Consider the following 16,729-nt stretch of genomic DNA (forward strand, 5'->3'; position numbering starts at 1 on the left):
CTCCTTTTCCTTACATTTTTTTCTCGAGGCGGTACACGTAGGCAAGAATCTCCGCCACGGCTTTAAAGAATTTTTCGTCGATTGGTTGATCGACCTCAGAGTCTGCATACATAGCTCTTGCCAACGGTCGATTTTCCACTTGCATAACATCGTTCGCTTTGGCGATTTCTTTTATCTTCTGGGCAACAAAATCGACACCCTTCGCTACGACGATGGGGGCATCCGACCGTTCTTCATCATACTTAATGGCGATAGCATAGTGGGTCGGGTTCGTGATGACGACATCCGCTTCTGGAACTTCACTCATCATCCTGGCAGAAGACATCTGCCTTTGTTTCTCCTTGATTTTCGATTTGATCTGAGGATCCCCTTCGATGTTCTTGTGTTCATCTTTGATATCCTTCTTCGACATTCTGATGTTCTTCTCATGGTCATATCGTTGATACGTGTAATCGATAACGGACAAAATCAGGAGAGCAAGAGCAGAAGCGAGCCCCATAATAATGGTAGTTGTTCCGAAGAATGACAATGCCGCTTCAACGGACTTCTGAGACGCATTCATCATATGGTTTTTGTTTGCCCAGATGATGGAGAACGTTATGACGCCAACCATGGAAATTTTCAGGAGTGACTTGACCAGCTCGACTAAAGCACGGGCGGAGAAGATTTTCTTAGCCCCCTGTATAGGGTCCAATTTCTTAAGGTCCATCTTGAGCGGTTCCCCGGTAAACATCACTCCTACTTGCAATAGGTTAGACGCTACACCAGCGACAATTGCCACCCCCATAATCGGCGCAATGACTTTACTGATCTCCCAAGTCATTTCTACAAACACGGTATGTACTTGGTTTTCCGTAACGTCCCGTAACATATTTTCACGAAACGCGTGTTCATACATCCCTGTCATGGTGTCTTTCATCGAGGGACCAAGAAGAAAAAGAATACCGAAGACGAGCAACAACAGAAACCCGGTGTTCACGTCCTGACTCTTAGGGACTTGACCTTTCTTTCTCGTGTCTTCCCTCTTCTTTGGTGTCGCTTTTTCTGTTTTCTCATCTGCAGCAAAATACTGGAGATCTAGCTTGAGAAACTCCATAGCATCAGCCTCCAAGGATTTGCATGAACTCGCGCATCGTCGTGAGCATGGTTTCGAATAAGTTTCGGATCAACATGACATAAAACGTCATCCCAATAACAAGGACAGATAATCCAATGAAAATTTTAAGCGGTAATCCTACGACAAACACGTTTAACTGTGGAACAGTCCGGGCGATGATTCCTAAGGCTACATCAACAAGGAATAAACACCCGACAACCGGAGTCGCCATCAAAAAGGCAATGACAAACATCTGATTGAAAGCATCTATAACAAAGGCAATCCAATTCTCTTCTTCAAGTGGAAGGAATTGATCTACTGGAATCAAATCGTAGCTGTAAAACACACCGTCAATCATCAAATGATGGCCATCAACTGCTAAAATGAATAACATTGTCACTATGTATAGATATTGGCCGATCAGCGGACTTTGGGCACCAGTCTGGGGGTCTATGACGTTTGCTATCGCAAATCCCATCTGGAAATCTATGAAGCCACCAGCAATTTGTATGGCACCTATGACAATGTAAGCGAGCAAGCCTACACTGATGCCGACAGCTGCTTCTTTCAATATTAATAGAAAGTAAGTAGCATCGAGCGGCAACACAGGAGTGGAAATGGTGAAATACATAATCAATGCTAAAAAAAAGCTGAACGCGACTTTATGTCGGGTCGGAACATTCCGATAAGAAAAAACAGGTAGTGTTACAAAGAATGATGTCACCCGGATAAAAACAAGCAAAAAACCAGGTAATGCGGCAAGATTAATAGATTCAAGCATCGCTTATCCAACTAACACATTCAAATTATTAAAGACGTTTGCAGCGAATTCCACCATGCTCGTCAACATCCACGGTCCAAAAAAGACCATTCCAATCATTACTGCGACAATCTTTGGGATAAAAGCTAGTGTTTGTTCTTGGATCTGCGTCGTTGCTTGGAAAATACTGACCAACAACCCGACTGCCAATGCCAATATAAGCAAAGGACCGGATACCATTAATACGGTGTAGATGCCTTCTTTTGCAAATGAAATGACCATTTGACTGTTCAATGTGCATGACCTCCTATGTTAAAACCCTTCGAGCAGAGACTTTGAAATTAAATACCAGCCATCCACTAACACAAACAGAAGAATTTTGAATGGAAGGGAGATCATGACTGGTGGTAACATCATCATACCCATGGACATCAATACACTTGCAACGGCCATGTCTATTACAAGAAACGGTACGAAAATCATGAATCCCATCTGGAAAGCTGTTTTCAGTTCACTGATCGCGAAAGCTGGAACCAATGTGGTAAGTGGTACATCCTGTATCGTCTCCGGCCTCTCCATTTCGGAATAACCCATAAACAATTCCAAGTCTTTCTGTCTGGTGTGCTTACCCATGAACTCTTTCATCGGAACGCTTGCTTCTTCGTACGCTACGTCCAACGTGATTTCATTGTTGAATAGCGGCGTCAACGCTTGATCGTTCACTTCTTGAAAAGTAGGCGCCATCACAAAAAAAGTTAAGAACAAAGCAATTCCAATCAGCACTTGGTTCGGCGGCATCTGTTGTGTAGCCAGCGATGTCCTTACGAACGACAATACTATGATGATTCTAGTGAAACTAGTCATTAATATTAAGAGACCTGGTGCCACAGAAAGTATGGTCAGTAAGAGGAGCAGTTTGACAGAAGTTGAAATACTTTCAGGATCAGAATTCGAGAAGATATCTATAAATTCATTCATCGTCTGAACCCTCCTGCTTCTGCCGTCTGACTTTCTTCGTCTTTTGCTTCATCTCGTTGAGTTGGTTTTCAAAAAGCTTTTGGAACTGGACGGTAGAAGAAGATGCGGTTTGATCGTTCGACTTCTCCGTCTGCCTGAACTTATCCATGATGCGTCCCACTTTGAAAGGTTGTGCCTGTCCTAGTTGTTCACGGTCGAGAAGAGAAGTTTTCGTATTCTCATCTGTTACCTCTGTCACTAATTGGACGTCGTCACCTACCCCCAAAATGAAAACCTGCTCCCCGATCCTAACTGCTTGAACAGATCGATTCGGTGCCAAGTTCATCCCGCCCAGGTTTTCCATCGTCCGGTTCCGGCTGAAAAGTTTATTTTTTTTATTGAAGAACTTAAGCAGTCCGTAAATCAAACCTAATATTAGAATGAGAACGAATATTAATTTGATAATCGTCCCAACTAATGATGCATCCGATCCAGTCATGTTCTCTGCTTCCCCGTCTGCAGGTGATTCTTTCGAATCACCTGCAGGAGCAAACGAAGCGCATCCTTCTAACTCAGGGTTGTTTGAACATTCAATGACAGTCGGTGATGCATAGGTGACGGCTGGAAAGAGCAAACATGTTGTCATGATTAATAGTATGATTTTAGCCGTTCGACTCATAAGAAACCCTCTTTAACTTAATGCTTTTTGTATTGCTTCGATGACGCGGTCTGCCTGGAAGGGTTTTACGATGAAGTCCTTTGCACCAGCTTGGATCGCATCCACTACCATCGCCTGTTGACCCATTGCCGAGCACATAATGACTTTTGCATTCGGGTTCTCTGATTTGATTTCCTTCAAGGCAGCAATACCGTCCATCTCAGGCATCGTGATATCCATAGTTACAAGATCCGGTTGGTGCTCTTTATACATTTCTACTGCTTTCTTACCGTCTTCCGCTTCCCCGGCAATTTCGTAGCCATTCTTCGTTAAAATATCTTTCACCATCATTCTCATGAAAGCTGCATCATCCACAATTAAAATACTTTGTCCCATCTTGTATTCCTCCCCTATCGTAATTTACTTAGTCGATCTTTAGGACTTAGGATATCGGTCACTCTGACCCCGAAGTTCTCGTCTATGACGACAACTTCCCCTTTCGCCATCAATTTTTCATTAACATGTATATCAACTGGTTCGCCTGCTAATTTATCAAGCTCAATGACAGACCCAGCAGACAACTCTAGTATTTCTTTAATCGTACGCTTGGTCCGCCCGAGCTCGACGGTTACTTTCAGCGGGATATCCATCAACATGTCCAAGTTCTTATGCTCATTGTTACTTAGCTGGACCGGTTCGAAATTCTGAAATTCTGCCGATTGAATGGAAGCATCTTGTACATCTTTGCCTTGCGGTCCCCCGACGAATTGAGGTTGTTGTTGGAACGATTGCTGACTTGCAGTCTGTTGAACAGGCTCTTGCTGGATGGGTTGCTCAGGTATTGTCTGATCAGGTGAAGCAGCGCTCCCTTGTTCTGGTGCTCTCTCATTAGGCTGTGGTGAAGGTTGAGCTTGTTCGCCTGGTGCTTCTTCTTGTGCTGGCTCTTCCGGATTCAATAGTTGATCCACTAGTTCTTTTGCAAATCCCATCGGCAGCAGTTGCATGATATTCGAATCGATCAAATTACCGACTTGCAGTTGGAAGGAAACGTTCACTAACACTTCATCATCGGGAATTTGTTCAGTCCCTTGATTTTCCTCCAAATCTAGTACATCTATCGTCGGCGGAGAAATGTCCACTTTCTTATTGAAAATGGTCGACATGCTCGTTGCAGCAGAGCCCATCATTTGGTTCATTGCTTCTTGAACGGCACTCAATGCAATCTCATTCAAGTGGTCATCAGGTGACGTACCATCTCCTCCAAGCATTAGATCTGCGATAATGGCAGCATCCTTCGATGCGATAACCAGTACGTTCTCTCCCGTGAATCCATAGGTATAGGTTACACCGATTGCTACGTGAGGTTTAGGAAACTCTTTTTGCAAATCCGCTCGCTTCACAACAGAGATTTGTGGTGTTGTGATGTCCACCTTTTGATTGAGCAGAGAAGATAATGCTGTGGCAGAACTGCCGAACGATATGTTTCCTATCTCACCAAGTGCATCCTCTTCTAAGTTTGTGATATGATCTTCTACCCTGCCAGTAGGTTGTTCGTCCATTTCTTCATCGTCATCTGTCCCGTTTAATAGCGCATCTATCTCATCTTGAGATAACATATCATCATTCATCATCTAGGGCCTCCTCTCTTAGCTCTTCAATGATTTGAACAGCCAGATGATTCTTCATTTTTCCTGGTTGAATGTAAAACTTCTCTTCATCGTCCACTTTCATCCGCATCGGCTGATCAATCGGCTGATCGAGTCGAATGACATCGTCTTGTTTCAACCCCAAGAATTGTTCAATCGACATATCCGCCTCTCCTAACATGGCTCTGACATCAACCTCTGCTCCGCGAATGGTCTTAGAGAGGGCATTGACTTCCTCTTCATTCCGTTCTTTCGGTTGCTGGGTCTGCATCCAGTAATGAACAGAAAGTTTAGGGATGATCGGTTCGAGTACAACATGAGGAATACAGATGTTGATCATGCCGCTTGTCTCTCCGATCGTCGTGTTCAGGGAAACGACAACTACTGTTTCATTAGGAGATACCATTTGTAAGAATTGAGGATTGACCTCAAATTCCTCTAGAATAGGGTCAATGTCTACGATAGATCCCCATGCCTCCTGATAGTTTTCTAGAGAGCGCTCAAACAAATGGGACATGATGGTCGTTTCAATTTCCGTCAGATTATCAACTTTGTTGACACTGCTTCCACGACCGCCCAAGACACGATCGAGCATCGCATAAGCGATGTTCGGATTCGATTCCATTAAGATGCGTCCCTCTAGAGGCGGAACGCTGAATATGTTCAAAATCGTCATCGTAGGAATCGAACGGATGAACTCTTCGTAAGGAAGCTGATCAACCGAGGCCACCTCGATGTTTACGTAGGTCCTTAGTTGAGCAGAAAAATAGGTGGTCAACAACCTCGAAAAGTTTTCATGTATTCTTGCGAGACTTCGAATTTGGTCTTTCGAAAACCGGAGGGCGCGCTTGAAATCATATACACGCACCTTTTTCTCTTTTTCTTCATTCTTCAATTCTTCGGCATTCATTTCACCGGTTGATAATGCAGATAAGAGGGAGTCTATTTCATTCTGCGAGAGAACTTCATCTGCCAATACCTCACCCCCTTGATTTGACTATGTCAGGCTATTGAAGCACCTTATCTACGGTATAGACGTTCGTGACTTCTCCCTCTTCCATGAGTTTGTTCAGCTTCAGTTTGATTGTTTCCTCTAAATTGGATAAGCCTGACTGAAAGGCCTTCCCTTCCATCGTTGCTAGTTCTTTAATGAGAACATTCTGCATCTGGAAATCACGCTTCTCTAATTCTTCGAGTGCATCCTTACCGTCTGTCACAATCCGAAAACGGATTCGGATGAAGTCCCCGTCCTCAAGATCGGTTGTGATTTCTTCTGTCATGAGGGACGACTCTCTTATCTCATCGATGGAGCGCTCTCCATTTGCCTCTTCCGGCTCACCGTTCAAGTTAAATACAAGGATTAATGCAACGACTCCGATGACGGTAAGCGTTCCTAAAATAATGACCATGGTTTTAAACATATTCATTCAATCATCCTCTTTTCGATCGACAATTCGTAACAACCCTAATTCCCTGTAAAACTTCTTTGTTCGTTTGATGACAACTTCTTCTGGTTCCTTCACTACAAATTTCCTTCCTTGGGTTGTAGTGATCGTTGTATCTGGGTTGGATTGTAATTGTTCTATGTATATCGCATTGAACGTAAACGTTTCCCCGTTTAAGCGTGTCAGTGAAATCATAGTGATTGGGAAGGTTCTCTAGTTAGAAAACCTTCCTCCCTCCTTTTTTAGCTTATCGTTTAAGGTTTACGAGCTCTTGAAGGATTTCATCAGAAGTTGTAATGATTCTGGTGTTCGCCTGGAAACCGCGCTGTGCCGTAATCATTTCGGTAAAGGATTCCGCAAGATCGACGTTCGACATTTCAAGGGCACCTGAAACCATATTTCCAGTTCCACCTTGGCCAGGGACGACCATATCGTTCAAGTTATCGAATACACCATCGTCATTGTTAGTAGACACTCCAGCGTTATTCGTATTCAAGAAAGTGTTCGCGCCATTTTTTTGAAGTCCGCTATTGTTGGAGAATTGAGCTAATCGGATCTGACCGGCTACTTTCGAACGCCCTTGATTATCGATGTAATTCACTGTTCCATCGGTCTGGATGCTGAAGCTTTGTGCATCCGTTGGAATCGTGAGCACTCCTGCTTGACCTTTTGCAGGATTTGTAGCTCCAGTTGAGGTAGTATCGTACGGTTCACCTACTAAATACTGACCACTGTTATTCACGATGGCGCCGTCATTGTCTAAATAGAAGTTACCTGCTCTGCTGAAGCTCAAATTAAGTCCACTCATATCAGCACCAAATGTGTTTTCTGTGTCAATGGTATTCCCGTCTGTTCCTTCTGCCAGTACGAACATGCCATCGCCTTCTAAGGCGAGATCCAGCGGTCGATTTGTCGTCTGGCGGTTTCCTTGGGTATGAATCGTGTCTATGGAGCCTATTTGAGAACCAAGCCCAACTTGAGAAGGGTTTAACCCTCCGCGTAGGGTCCCAGCCCCGCCGCCTTGCAAATCAGCGGTTGGACCTTGAGCGCCGGACATCGTCTGGCTCATCATATCCTGAAACGTCACGCGCCCCTTCTTGTAACCGTAGGTGTTTACGTTCGCGATATTGTTTCCAATTGTATCTAACTTTGTTTGGAACCCTTTCATTCCAGCAATTCCTGAGTACATTGAACGTAGCATATAACCATTCCTTTCAAGTGAATGAAGTCAGCCGCTTCGATCGGTCAGCGGGCTGTTCGGCTTCCCTTCTGGGTCCAGCCTAATCCATAAGAATCGTTCCGTTGATATTCGTGAATATCTTTGCATTTGCTTCTTGTCTCCCCATAGCCGTAACAACGGCATGGTTCTTCGTACTCACGACGAGCGCTGCTTGGTCTGTGATGACCAATGAGTCTGTTATGCCTTTTTGTTTTGCTTCGGTCATCTTGTTTGAGATCTTCTCCCATTGTTTATCATCAATTTGAATATTGCGTTCATTAAGCCGCTGGGCTGCATGTTTACTAACTTTCAGCTCATTAGCTTGTTCGAAAACCGTTTTAAAGGAAGCTTGTGCTTGTTTCGTTTCCGCTGTCTTCTTGCTAGGTGGAAACGGCTGGAGTAGCTGATGCGCACGAGGCTGAATTTTAGACATCAGCTTCATTAGAGGAACTCTCTCCACCAGTTTGTTCGTCTTCAAACTCCTCACTTACCTTCTGAACATCCATCACATGAATCATAGACCCATTCTCAAGTTCCAAAAGCGTGTCGCCTTGTTTCTGACTGACCGACTTCACGACACCCGACTCCATGCTATTGACGTATCCCGTCTCCTCATCTATCACAGGGTAAGAAACTTCTTTCCCAATCAAATGACTGTATTGAATGACAGGTGGTAGACTTTGAGATTCTGTGAAGCTTTGGAAAGATTGCGACATGTTCGTCATTTGCTCCAGACTAGAGAATTGGGTCATCTGGGAAATGAATTCTTTGTCTTTCATTGGATCAAGCGGGTTCTGGTTTTGAATTTGAGCCATTAATATCTTTAGAAAATCGTCTTTTCCAAGTGAACTACTACCGGTGCCACGGGTCTGTTGGTTCTTTAAATAGAAAGACGGATCAATTGTCGGCATGTCCCGTCACCTACACTTTCTCATTCATTAGTATTTCTTTGAACGTCCATTCTTCTTCATTCTCTTCCTCTAGAGAATGTTGTTCATCAGCATTACCTTGTTCTCTTTGATTACCTTGGTCGTCCTCTTTCATATTCGCATCCTGGAAGAAGGTCTGCTGAGCCTGCATGTTCTCCTGCTTCTCGACAATGACTTGTTGTGGAGAGAACATATGGCGAAGTTGATTCATGTTCCCGTCAAGCATATCCTTGGCTGCTTGGGAGCTGACGAGGATCTTCACTGCCATTTCTCCATTCATCTGTACCATGCGAATCAGCATATCCCCCATGTTTGCGGGTTTTAACTTAAGTTGCATCTCCATCCCGCCTGCACGGTTAGCAAACATTTTACTGGATTGGAAGACGCGTTCAAGTTCTTGTATGAACTGCTGTTGTTTAGCAGCCTGAGATTGATTCTGGTTAACATGGACTACGAACTGTTCCACTTTGGACATAGTCGTTTGAGAAGGTGCATATCCAGTCTGCGAAACGGAATTCTTCTGATGAGAAGATTCTTGTTCTACAAATTGCGAAATCCACTTGGCGATGTCTTTTGCTTTTACTGGCACTTGTTGATGATAAGAAGACGGAAGGTTCTGTCTGTTCAAGAAAGGCTGTGCTAGATTCTTGAACAATTGCTGCTGAAATTCAGATCCTTGCTTTGTTAGTTGCGCCATCCATTCTTTCCCTTGAACAGGATGAGCCTTCAGCACTTTGGAAATGTCTTGCATTACCTGTTTGATTGCTAAGGCTGTTTTAAGCTCGATCGCTTCTTTATTATCTGTTTGCCCTACGGAACCTGTTAGCTCTTTGAACTTCTGCCATAAAGTATGTAATTGCTGCTGTGCTTGTTGTTGATCGGCATGTAAGTTCACTTGCTGAGAAGAATTCATTCTCATGACTTTGGTATCTACCATTATTGCAGGACTATTTTTTTGACTTGTCGTTTTAGAAATAACTGCTGCGAAACGTGTCATGAGCTCTGCGACATGATTTTCAACTTGTTTTAGCTTTGAATTATCGATTCCAACATCAGACAGATCAGATACTATAACGCTCAGATTATTCAAACCTTCCATCTGGACGGATAGATCGTCTGATAATAAATTATCCTCCAGTTCACGGAACAATTGATTAACCGTTATTCCTTCTTCACCATTTGTCAGGAGTTCTTTCAAGTTAATCCCATCTAACTCAGCCTCGAGCCCTTTCAGAATACTCTTCACCTTTTCAAGAAGTTGTTCGACCTTTTTTGGCGATAGAGTTATCCCATCCTCTTCTCCCTTCCCTGTTGATGCAAGGTTTGATAACAAACGTTGAAACTCACCAGCTTGGCCGCCATTTGAGGGAGACAAAGACGTTTTACTGGGAGAAGATTGGGTTAATAATGCCATCACGCTGTTCATTTATTCTCACCTCCTTTCAAAGTCTTAGAGTTTCAGGGTGATGGACTCCCTAGGAATGAGCTCGCTAAACTAGCTGCCACTTCAGGATCCATTGCTCCTAAAATTTCTCCTCTTTCTTCACTTGAAATTTCTTGAAGTACATCAATCGCTAGCGCCTCGCTCATGTTCGAAAGGATCGGAGCGGCTTGTTCTGCATCCATTCCTTGGAATGAAGTCGCGAGGTCACTGACCTGCTCGCTAGTATCTTCTTTTGCCTCTTTTGATGATTCAAGCTCTTTCTCTAACTTCTCGATTTGGAGATTAAGATCGTCTATCGTTGCGTCTTTGCCGCTGACTTCTTGTTCCAACTGTTCGATTTGAGCGTTATTGTTCGCGATGGTTGCCTCGAGTTCACTCGTCTGCCCTTCTATTACTTTCTCATCTTCTGTTGTCACCATTTGAGATAATCCTGGTACTTGATTGGCGTATTTTTCTGCTTGCTCGAATACATTGATTCCGAGTAAAGTGAAGATCGCTAATGCTAAGGTAATGGCAAACACAACAGGGATGACAATGACGAAGAAAAACCACTGCAGTTTATTTCCACCGTGTTTAGCCTGTTCGCTCTTTGCCATTTGATCACCTATTCTGGAAATTTAAATATTGTTGCATGGACAATTCGTCCATGAATTTATGCTCTTCTTCTTTCAGCCACTGAGACTGTTTCTCCATTTTACGCTCGATAATTTTCTCGAATTTCTTCACTTCCACATGAGCGTTCGTCAAGCGAGTCTGTTTTTGGTTCATTTGGTTTCTTGCTTGATTCACTTCCGGATACAATTCGTTTATTTTCTCATCCAATTTCATTATGTAGTTCTGATGTTGAATGAACAAGTCTGCTTGGACTGAACCTTGATCTAATTGGTCTTCAAAAGCCTGTTCCGCATGTTCTTTCTTCTTCAACATGTCATATAACAAGGTGGCTTTTTCTTCAAAGGCTTCGACAGCAAGCTGATACCTCTTCTGATGGTCCTGCTTTTCTCTGTCTCTTAAGTTTTTTATTTTGTAGAACGTTTCTAAACGAGCCAAGCCTTTCCCTCCTAAGTCAATAATTGATTCAGCATCTCCGTAGATTGCTCAAAACTTGAGGGTTCGTGAACGCCTTGCTTGAGAAATTGGATGATTGAAGGGTGGTAATGAATCGCTTGATCGACTTCACGGCTGCTTCCTTTTTTATAGGCACCGATTTGGATAAGCTCACTGTTTTCTTCATACGTTGCAAGATGCGCCCTCAATTGCTCTGCTGCTTCTTTATGTTCCTCTGAAACAATCTGCTTCATGACTCGGCTGATCGACTTCAATGTGTTAATTGCAGGGAACTGTCCTTGCTCTGCAAGCCGTCGATCCAGTACGAAGTGCCCGTCCAAGATGCCTCGAACCGTATCTGAAACTGGTTCATTCAAATCGTCTCCATCCACTAGAACTGTGTAAAAAGCAGTTATCGTTCCCTTGCTGGAAGTACCGGTCCGCTCTAATAGTTTAGGTAGCATTGCGAATACCGATGGTGTATAACCTTTCGTCGTTGGAGGTTCTCCTGTAGCTAGACCAATCTCCCGCTGCGCCATGGCAAACCTGGTAACCGAATCCATCAGTAAGTTGACGTTATATCCGAGATCACGGAAGAACTCAGCGATGGCGGTTGCCGTATAAGCCCCCTTAACCCTCATCAATGCCGGTTGGTCAGAAGTCGCCACAATGACTATAGAACGCTTGAGTCCTTCTTCACCAAGATCGTTTTCAATGAATTCTCGCACCTCACGACCACGCTCTCCGATAAGAGCGATCACATTGATATCTGCGGAACTATTCCTAGAGATCATACCCATCAATGTACTTTTCCCGACTCCACTACCAGCGAAGATACCTACTCGCTGGCCTTTTCCTACCGTGAGTAATGAATCAATAGTTCTTACACCGACTTGGATCGGTTCTTTGATTGTCGGGCGGGACATAGGGTTTGGCGGCTCCTGTTCTGTCGGATACACCTTCAAACCTTTCGGGAGTGGACTTCCATCTAGTGGGTGACCTGTTGCATCAAGCACTTGACCGATCAGTCCCTTGCCTGTTCTCACCTTCAAAGGTTGCCCAGTTGCTTCAACCAAACTTCCAGGGCTGATGTCTCTCATCTCTTTATAAGGCATAAGCAAGATGTTTTCACTATGAAATCCGACTACTTCTGCCGCAATCGGTTCTTCCCCTTCTGATAACGGATAGATGTGACAAACATCGCCAATAGATGCGTCCGGTCCTTTGGATTCCACCATCAACCCGACTACTCTGTGGATCTTTCCGTATCTTTTCAACGTATTGGTGCGATTGATCGCTTGTAAGTAGGTTTGTTTATTCATTTCCCAATTCCTCATTCACGACTTCAAATAACGTTTGGCGCAACTCACTCAACTGTTGATCGACACCAGCATTAATGAGACCGAATGGAGATTCGATCAGGCAAGCATGAGGATCGACATCGTCTCGTACGTAAATAGAGAGGTCTGCTCTCGAATGGGTGATTCGTTGCAACTCATCTTGCTGTGAAAAGACGTGGTGATACTGGTCCGGATGGACTGTCACCGTAATTTCCGGTTGATCCCGCACTTCCCGAATCGCCCTTTTCACGACTTCTACAAACGCTTCATCCTTCTGGTCTAATTCATAACCAATAATTCTCTCTGCACTGACTAGAGCCAGTTCGATAATGGTTTCTTCACTAGACCTGACGGTTTGATGAAAAGAAGCATTGGCTTGGTCGATAATTTCGTTGGCTTGATTCAGCTTCTCTTCAAATTGCATTTTGGCATCTTCTAAGCCTTGCTCAAGACCCTCTCGATAACCTTCCTGCTTTGCTGATTCAATGAGAGCTTCACGTTCCGAAGCCCATCCCTGTCTCGCTTCTTCCATCTCCACTTTGAGAGCTTGCCTCATTTGTTCCGCCTCTTCATGGGCAGCTGCTTTTGTCTTCTCTGCTTCTTCTAGTTTCAGAAGAGCTTCTTCTTGTTTCTGTTGTGCGAGGCTGCTTTGCCCGTGGCCTTCATGTTCTACCTCTTCATTCGGAGAGAGAATCGGTTTGATCTTTATAACTCGATTAGACAATGATGTCATCTCCTCCGCCACGGGCAACGACTATTTCGCCTACGTCTTCAAGGCGACGAATTGCCGAAACGACACGTGTTTGCGCTTCCTCAACATCGCGCAATCGGACAGGACCCATGAATTCCATCTCTTCCTTAAACGTCTCTGCCATACGGTTCGACATATTGCTGAATACCAATTCTTTGACTTCATCACTCGAAATCTTAAGGGAAAGACGCAGATCTTCATTTTCCACTTCACGTATGACGCGTTGAATAGCACGGTTATCCAGTGTAACAATGTCTTCGAACACAAACATACGCTTCTTGATTTCTTCTGCTAGCTCTGGGTCTTGGATTTCCAGTGAATCCAGTATGGTTCGCTCCGTGCTTCGGTCCACACCGTTCAAGACTTCGACTACAGCTTGAATGCCTCCGGTTTCGGTATAATCCTGCGTCACTGTAGTGGAAAGTTTCTTCTCAAGAATTTGCTCCACTTGGCTGATCACTTCAGGTGAAGTCGAATCCATTGTTGCTATCCTTCTCGCTACATCCGCTTGCAACTCTTGTGGTAACTCGGATAATATTTGTCCCGACTGAGCTGCATCGAGATAAGATAAGACGAGTGCAATCGTCTGAGGATGTTCATTCTGGATAAAGTTCAAGATTTGGCTCGGGTCCGCCTTTCGAGCGAAATCGAAAGGTTTGACTTGAAGGGAAGATGTGAGACGGCCGATAATATTCGCCGCGCCCTCATCACCAAGAGCCTTTTCTAATATTGTCTTCGCATAGCCTATTCCGCCTTGGGAAATATAATCCTGTGCTAATGCGATTTGGTGGAACTGTTCTAGGATCTCCTCTTTCTCTTTCGATTTAACCTTCTGTACAGAAGAGATCTCTAAAGTAAGCTGTTCGATTTCTTCTTCGTTCAAATGTTTATACACTTGGGCAGCTACATCCGGCCCAAGGGAAATTAACAGAACAGCGGCCTTCTGCCTGCCCGTTAATTCCGATTTCTTCACGGCCATACAGGGACCCCCTTAATCTTCTGCAATCCATGATCGCAATAATTTTGCGAATTCCTCTGGTTTTTCCTGCGCCATTTTTTCGAGTTGTTTTCTTCGTTGCGTAGATTCATCAAACTTTTCTTCAATAGCAGGTATCTCTTCCGGAACCCGCTCGAACGTTTCTTCATATACTTCTTCTTCTGAACCTCTCCTGCGAACAAGCATCCATATGAGTACTCCGATGACAGCTGCTATTACCGCAGCTATTGCGTAAGCCCACATAGGAATGCTGAAACCTGGTTGTTGCGTTTCGATCTGCCCGTTGAACTCTTGGAACACAATCGACACTTTCTCTTCGGGATCGACCTCTCCATAACTTCCGTTAATAGAAGTTGTAATCATAGAGTCGAGAATAGATTGCACACTGTCTTCTACTGTCTGCTGTTCTTGCTGAGTCAGTGTCACTTCATCCCCATTTTCTCCTGCTTTGGTGTTGTCGATCGCTACTTGAATACCTAGGTCACGCACTTTGTAAGGAGCTTCTTCGATGTTACGTCGAATTCGGTTGAATTCATTGTTAATGGTTTCACGAGTCATTTCATAGTCTCCGTTTGACCCGTTCACACCGGCTGGGTAATTCGTGACGTCTTCATCGCCGGCGCCTGGTACGCCTCCGTCCTCTGGCATACCGCCTTCATATGTCTCTTCGATTCTTTCGACGCTAACAGGCAGTCCAGACATACTTTCGGGATCAACCGGTTCTACAAGTTCTTCCTGTCTCGTTTCCTGAGTGAAATCGATATCCGCTGTCACAGTGGCGATGACTTTCTGTTGACCAATCATTTGACCTAACATGCGCTGAACACGTTGCTTAATATCCCGTTCAATATCTTGCTTAACTTGTTGCTGATATGTATAAAGGTCTCCGGATTGAGAAGGATTTGAATTTTCTGTGTCATAATACTGAAAATTTTGATCCATTATGACGATATTATCTTTAGAAAGATTTGGAACGGACTTTGAAGCTAAGTTATAAAGGGCTTCTATTTGTTGATTTTCGAGCTGATATCCTGGCTGGACACCTAGTACGATAGATGCAGATGCTGTCTGCTGGGATTCGGGATCGAGAAATACTTGTTCTTCTGGTAAATTGATCATCACTTGCGCATCTTGTATTCCGGTAATGCCCATCATCAGACTTGCAAGTTCACTCTGCATCGCATCGAGTTTGATCATCCCGAACTCATTATCCGTCATTCCCCAGGAAGTATTTGCGCTGAAGAAGCTATAATCTATCGAGCCACTGTCGGGAAGTCCTGATGCTGCCATGTCAACAAGCAAGGACTCTGCCTGAGGTTCAGGAACTTTGATTGTAGTGCCGCCGTCCGTTAGTTCGTAGGGTACTCCCCTTGTATCCAGCTCGGCTTTCACCTGACCTACCTCCTGTAGTGTCAGGTTATTGTATAGAGGTACCATTCTGGAACTGGATGCAAAGATACTAGCTACGACTAGGATAAGGATAACGGCAAGTCCCGAACCTACCATTAACCCTTTTTGCATCTTGCTGCGATCCTTCCAGAATGATTTCATTCTTTGCTGATAAATTAATAATTTTTCTTTCATAATTGCCCCCAAAAAAAGCGCGACTTAAGAGAATAGTATAATACCGATAGAATTGTATATGGATTATACTTGCATTCGCATAATTTCTTTATAAGCTTCCACGACTTTATTTTGAATCTCAACAGTGGTTTGCATGGTGATACTGGCCTTTTGTGCTGTGATCATGACATTATGTAAATCGTCCACTTCACCACGAGCCAACGCTTGTGTCATTTGGTTGGATTGTACTTGAGATTTATTCACTCCGTCGATGGCGCTCTTTAACTGGTTGGCGAAAGTTGCGTGCGCTTCCCCTGGTGTCACCTTTGACGCTGAGGTTTTCGCAGTTGAATCCATTGGAAATGACGTTGGAATAAATTGATTAGTGATTTCTGGCATAAATGAACTCTCCTATTTTTTATCTTCCAATCTCTAATGCTTTCATCATCATACTTTTCGTGGCGTTAAGAGAAGTCACGTTCGCTTCATAAGAACGTGTAGCACTCATCATATCTACCATCTCTTGAAGGGGATCAACGTTTGGCATCTGTACATACCCTTCACCGTTTGCATCTGGGTGATTAGGGTTGAAAACTTGTTTGAACGGTTCATCGTCATCAACGATTTCCGTCACCTTGACCCCTTGGCCAGGTGTTGAAGATTGGTTCGAAGCCATTTGCAGATACGAACGGAAGTCTTGTTCTTTTGATTGAAAAGAAACCATTTTCCTTTGGTATGGTACCCACTCCCCGTTTTCGTTCACGGTCGCTCTTGTGGTATTGGCATTGGCAATATTCGATGACGCCACGTCCATGCGAAGTCGCTGGGCAGTCAACGCGCTTGCGGTTGTGTTCATTGCGTTAAAGATACTCAAAGA

The 16,729-nt window shown here is 44.1% G+C and carries 22 protein-coding genes; all 22 read right to left on the reverse strand.

From position 1 onward, the window contains the following. Window positions 1-10: 10 nt before the first annotated feature. The 22 genes from flhB to flgC all read right to left on the reverse strand — a co-directional run bounded on the left by flhB (window position 11) and on the right by flgC (window position 16,726). Window positions 11-1,096, reverse strand: coding sequence for a flagellar biosynthesis protein FlhB (flhB, locus tag E4663_RS07300; RefSeq protein WP_079480177.1), 1,086 nt, complete (start codon window positions 1,094-1,096; stop codon window positions 11-13). Between the two features lie 4 nt (window positions 1,097-1,100). Further along, complete coding sequence (fliR, locus tag E4663_RS07305) at window positions 1,101-1,877, reverse strand: flagellar biosynthetic protein FliR (RefSeq protein WP_079480178.1); 777 nt, start codon at window positions 1,875-1,877, stop codon at window positions 1,101-1,103. Window positions 1,878-1,880: 3 nt separating this feature from the next. After that, window positions 1,881-2,150: a flagellar biosynthesis protein FliQ gene (gene fliQ / locus E4663_RS07310; RefSeq protein WP_079480179.1), complete on the reverse strand. Its 270-nt coding sequence runs from the start codon at window positions 2,148-2,150 to the stop codon at window positions 1,881-1,883. A gap of 18 nt (window positions 2,151-2,168) precedes the next feature. Further along, a complete protein-coding gene (gene fliP, locus E4663_RS07315) occupies window positions 2,169-2,834 on the reverse strand; it encodes a flagellar type III secretion system pore protein FliP (RefSeq protein WP_135327118.1) in 666 nt (221 codons plus the stop codon). Next, window positions 2,827-3,492 (reverse strand): flagellar biosynthetic protein FliO, encoded by a 666-nt coding sequence (locus E4663_RS07320; RefSeq protein WP_135327119.1) that lies wholly within the window; start codon window positions 3,490-3,492, stop codon window positions 2,827-2,829. Before E4663_RS07320 ends, fliP begins: the two co-directional genes overlap by 8 nt. Window positions 3,493-3,504: 12 nt before the next feature. After that, a complete protein-coding gene (locus E4663_RS07325) occupies window positions 3,505-3,867 on the reverse strand; it encodes a response regulator (protein WP_079480182.1) in 363 nt (120 codons plus the stop codon). Between the two features lie 14 nt (window positions 3,868-3,881). Next, a complete protein-coding gene (gene fliY, locus E4663_RS07330; protein ID WP_135327120.1) occupies window positions 3,882-5,102 on the reverse strand; it encodes a flagellar motor switch phosphatase FliY in 1,221 nt (406 codons plus the stop codon). After that, a complete protein-coding gene (fliM, locus tag E4663_RS07335) occupies window positions 5,092-6,093 on the reverse strand; it encodes a flagellar motor switch protein FliM (protein ID WP_135327121.1) in 1,002 nt (333 codons plus the stop codon). The genes fliY and fliM overlap by 11 nt, the downstream gene beginning before the upstream one ends. Window positions 6,094-6,124: 31 nt before the next feature. Then, a complete protein-coding gene (gene fliL / locus E4663_RS07340) occupies window positions 6,125-6,538 on the reverse strand; it encodes a flagellar basal body-associated protein FliL (protein ID WP_338323616.1) in 414 nt (137 codons plus the stop codon). A gap of 6 nt (window positions 6,539-6,544) precedes the next feature. Further along, window positions 6,545-6,757, reverse strand: a complete 213-nt coding sequence (locus E4663_RS07345) for a flagellar FlbD family protein (RefSeq protein WP_079480186.1) — start codon at window positions 6,755-6,757, stop codon at window positions 6,545-6,547. Window positions 6,758-6,809: 52 nt separating this feature from the next. Continuing rightward, window positions 6,810-7,763 (reverse strand): flagellar basal body rod protein FlgG, encoded by a 954-nt coding sequence (gene flgG, locus E4663_RS07350; protein ID WP_135327122.1) that lies wholly within the window; start codon window positions 7,761-7,763, stop codon window positions 6,810-6,812. A gap of 79 nt (window positions 7,764-7,842) precedes the next feature. Then, window positions 7,843-8,214 (reverse strand): TIGR02530 family flagellar biosynthesis protein, encoded by a 372-nt coding sequence (locus E4663_RS07355; RefSeq protein WP_135327123.1) that lies wholly within the window; start codon window positions 8,212-8,214, stop codon window positions 7,843-7,845. Further along, entirely contained in the window at window positions 8,207-8,692 is a 486-nt protein-coding gene (gene flgD, locus E4663_RS07360; RefSeq protein ID WP_135327124.1) for a flagellar hook assembly protein FlgD, read from the reverse strand. The genes E4663_RS07355 and flgD overlap by 8 nt, the downstream gene beginning before the upstream one ends. Before the next feature lie 10 nt (window positions 8,693-8,702). Then, window positions 8,703-10,136: a flagellar hook-length control protein FliK gene (locus E4663_RS07365; protein WP_135327125.1), complete on the reverse strand. Its 1,434-nt coding sequence runs from the start codon at window positions 10,134-10,136 to the stop codon at window positions 8,703-8,705. Window positions 10,137-10,168: 32 nt separating this feature from the next. After that, window positions 10,169-10,750 (reverse strand): MotE family protein, encoded by a 582-nt coding sequence (locus E4663_RS07370; protein WP_079480190.1) that lies wholly within the window; start codon window positions 10,748-10,750, stop codon window positions 10,169-10,171. Between the two features lie 4 nt (window positions 10,751-10,754). After that, window positions 10,755-11,204, reverse strand: coding sequence for a flagellar export protein FliJ (gene fliJ, locus E4663_RS07375; RefSeq protein WP_135327126.1), 450 nt, complete (start codon window positions 11,202-11,204; stop codon window positions 10,755-10,757). An 11-nt stretch (window positions 11,205-11,215) separates the two neighbouring features. After that, entirely contained in the window at window positions 11,216-12,523 is a 1,308-nt protein-coding gene (gene fliI, locus E4663_RS07380) for a flagellar protein export ATPase FliI (protein ID WP_135327127.1), read from the reverse strand. Beyond that, window positions 12,516-13,265, reverse strand: coding sequence for a flagellar assembly protein FliH (gene fliH / locus E4663_RS07385; protein WP_158290445.1), 750 nt, complete (start codon window positions 13,263-13,265; stop codon window positions 12,516-12,518). The genes fliI and fliH overlap by 8 nt, the downstream gene beginning before the upstream one ends. Then, a complete protein-coding gene (fliG, locus tag E4663_RS07390; RefSeq protein WP_079480194.1) occupies window positions 13,258-14,271 on the reverse strand; it encodes a flagellar motor switch protein FliG in 1,014 nt (337 codons plus the stop codon). The genes fliH and fliG overlap by 8 nt, the downstream gene beginning before the upstream one ends. A 12-nt stretch (window positions 14,272-14,283) precedes the next feature. Continuing rightward, window positions 14,284-15,873 (reverse strand): flagellar basal-body MS-ring/collar protein FliF, encoded by a 1,590-nt coding sequence (fliF, locus tag E4663_RS07395; protein ID WP_135327129.1) that lies wholly within the window; start codon window positions 15,871-15,873, stop codon window positions 14,284-14,286. Between the two features lie 63 nt (window positions 15,874-15,936). Further along, entirely contained in the window at window positions 15,937-16,209 is a 273-nt protein-coding gene (gene fliE / locus E4663_RS07400; protein ID WP_241657168.1) for a flagellar hook-basal body complex protein FliE, read from the reverse strand. Window positions 16,210-16,270: 61 nt separating this feature from the next. Further along, the gene (gene flgC, locus E4663_RS07405; protein WP_079480197.1) at window positions 16,271-16,726 is read right to left on the reverse strand and encodes a flagellar basal body rod protein FlgC; all 456 of its coding nucleotides are present in this window, start codon (window positions 16,724-16,726) and stop codon (window positions 16,271-16,273) included. Between the last annotated feature and the right edge of the window lie 3 nt (window positions 16,727-16,729).

Origin of the sequence: Halobacillus salinus (assembly GCF_004684905.1) — a bacterium.
Lineage (GTDB): Bacteria > Bacillota > Bacilli > Bacillales > Halobacillaceae > Halobacillus > Halobacillus salinus.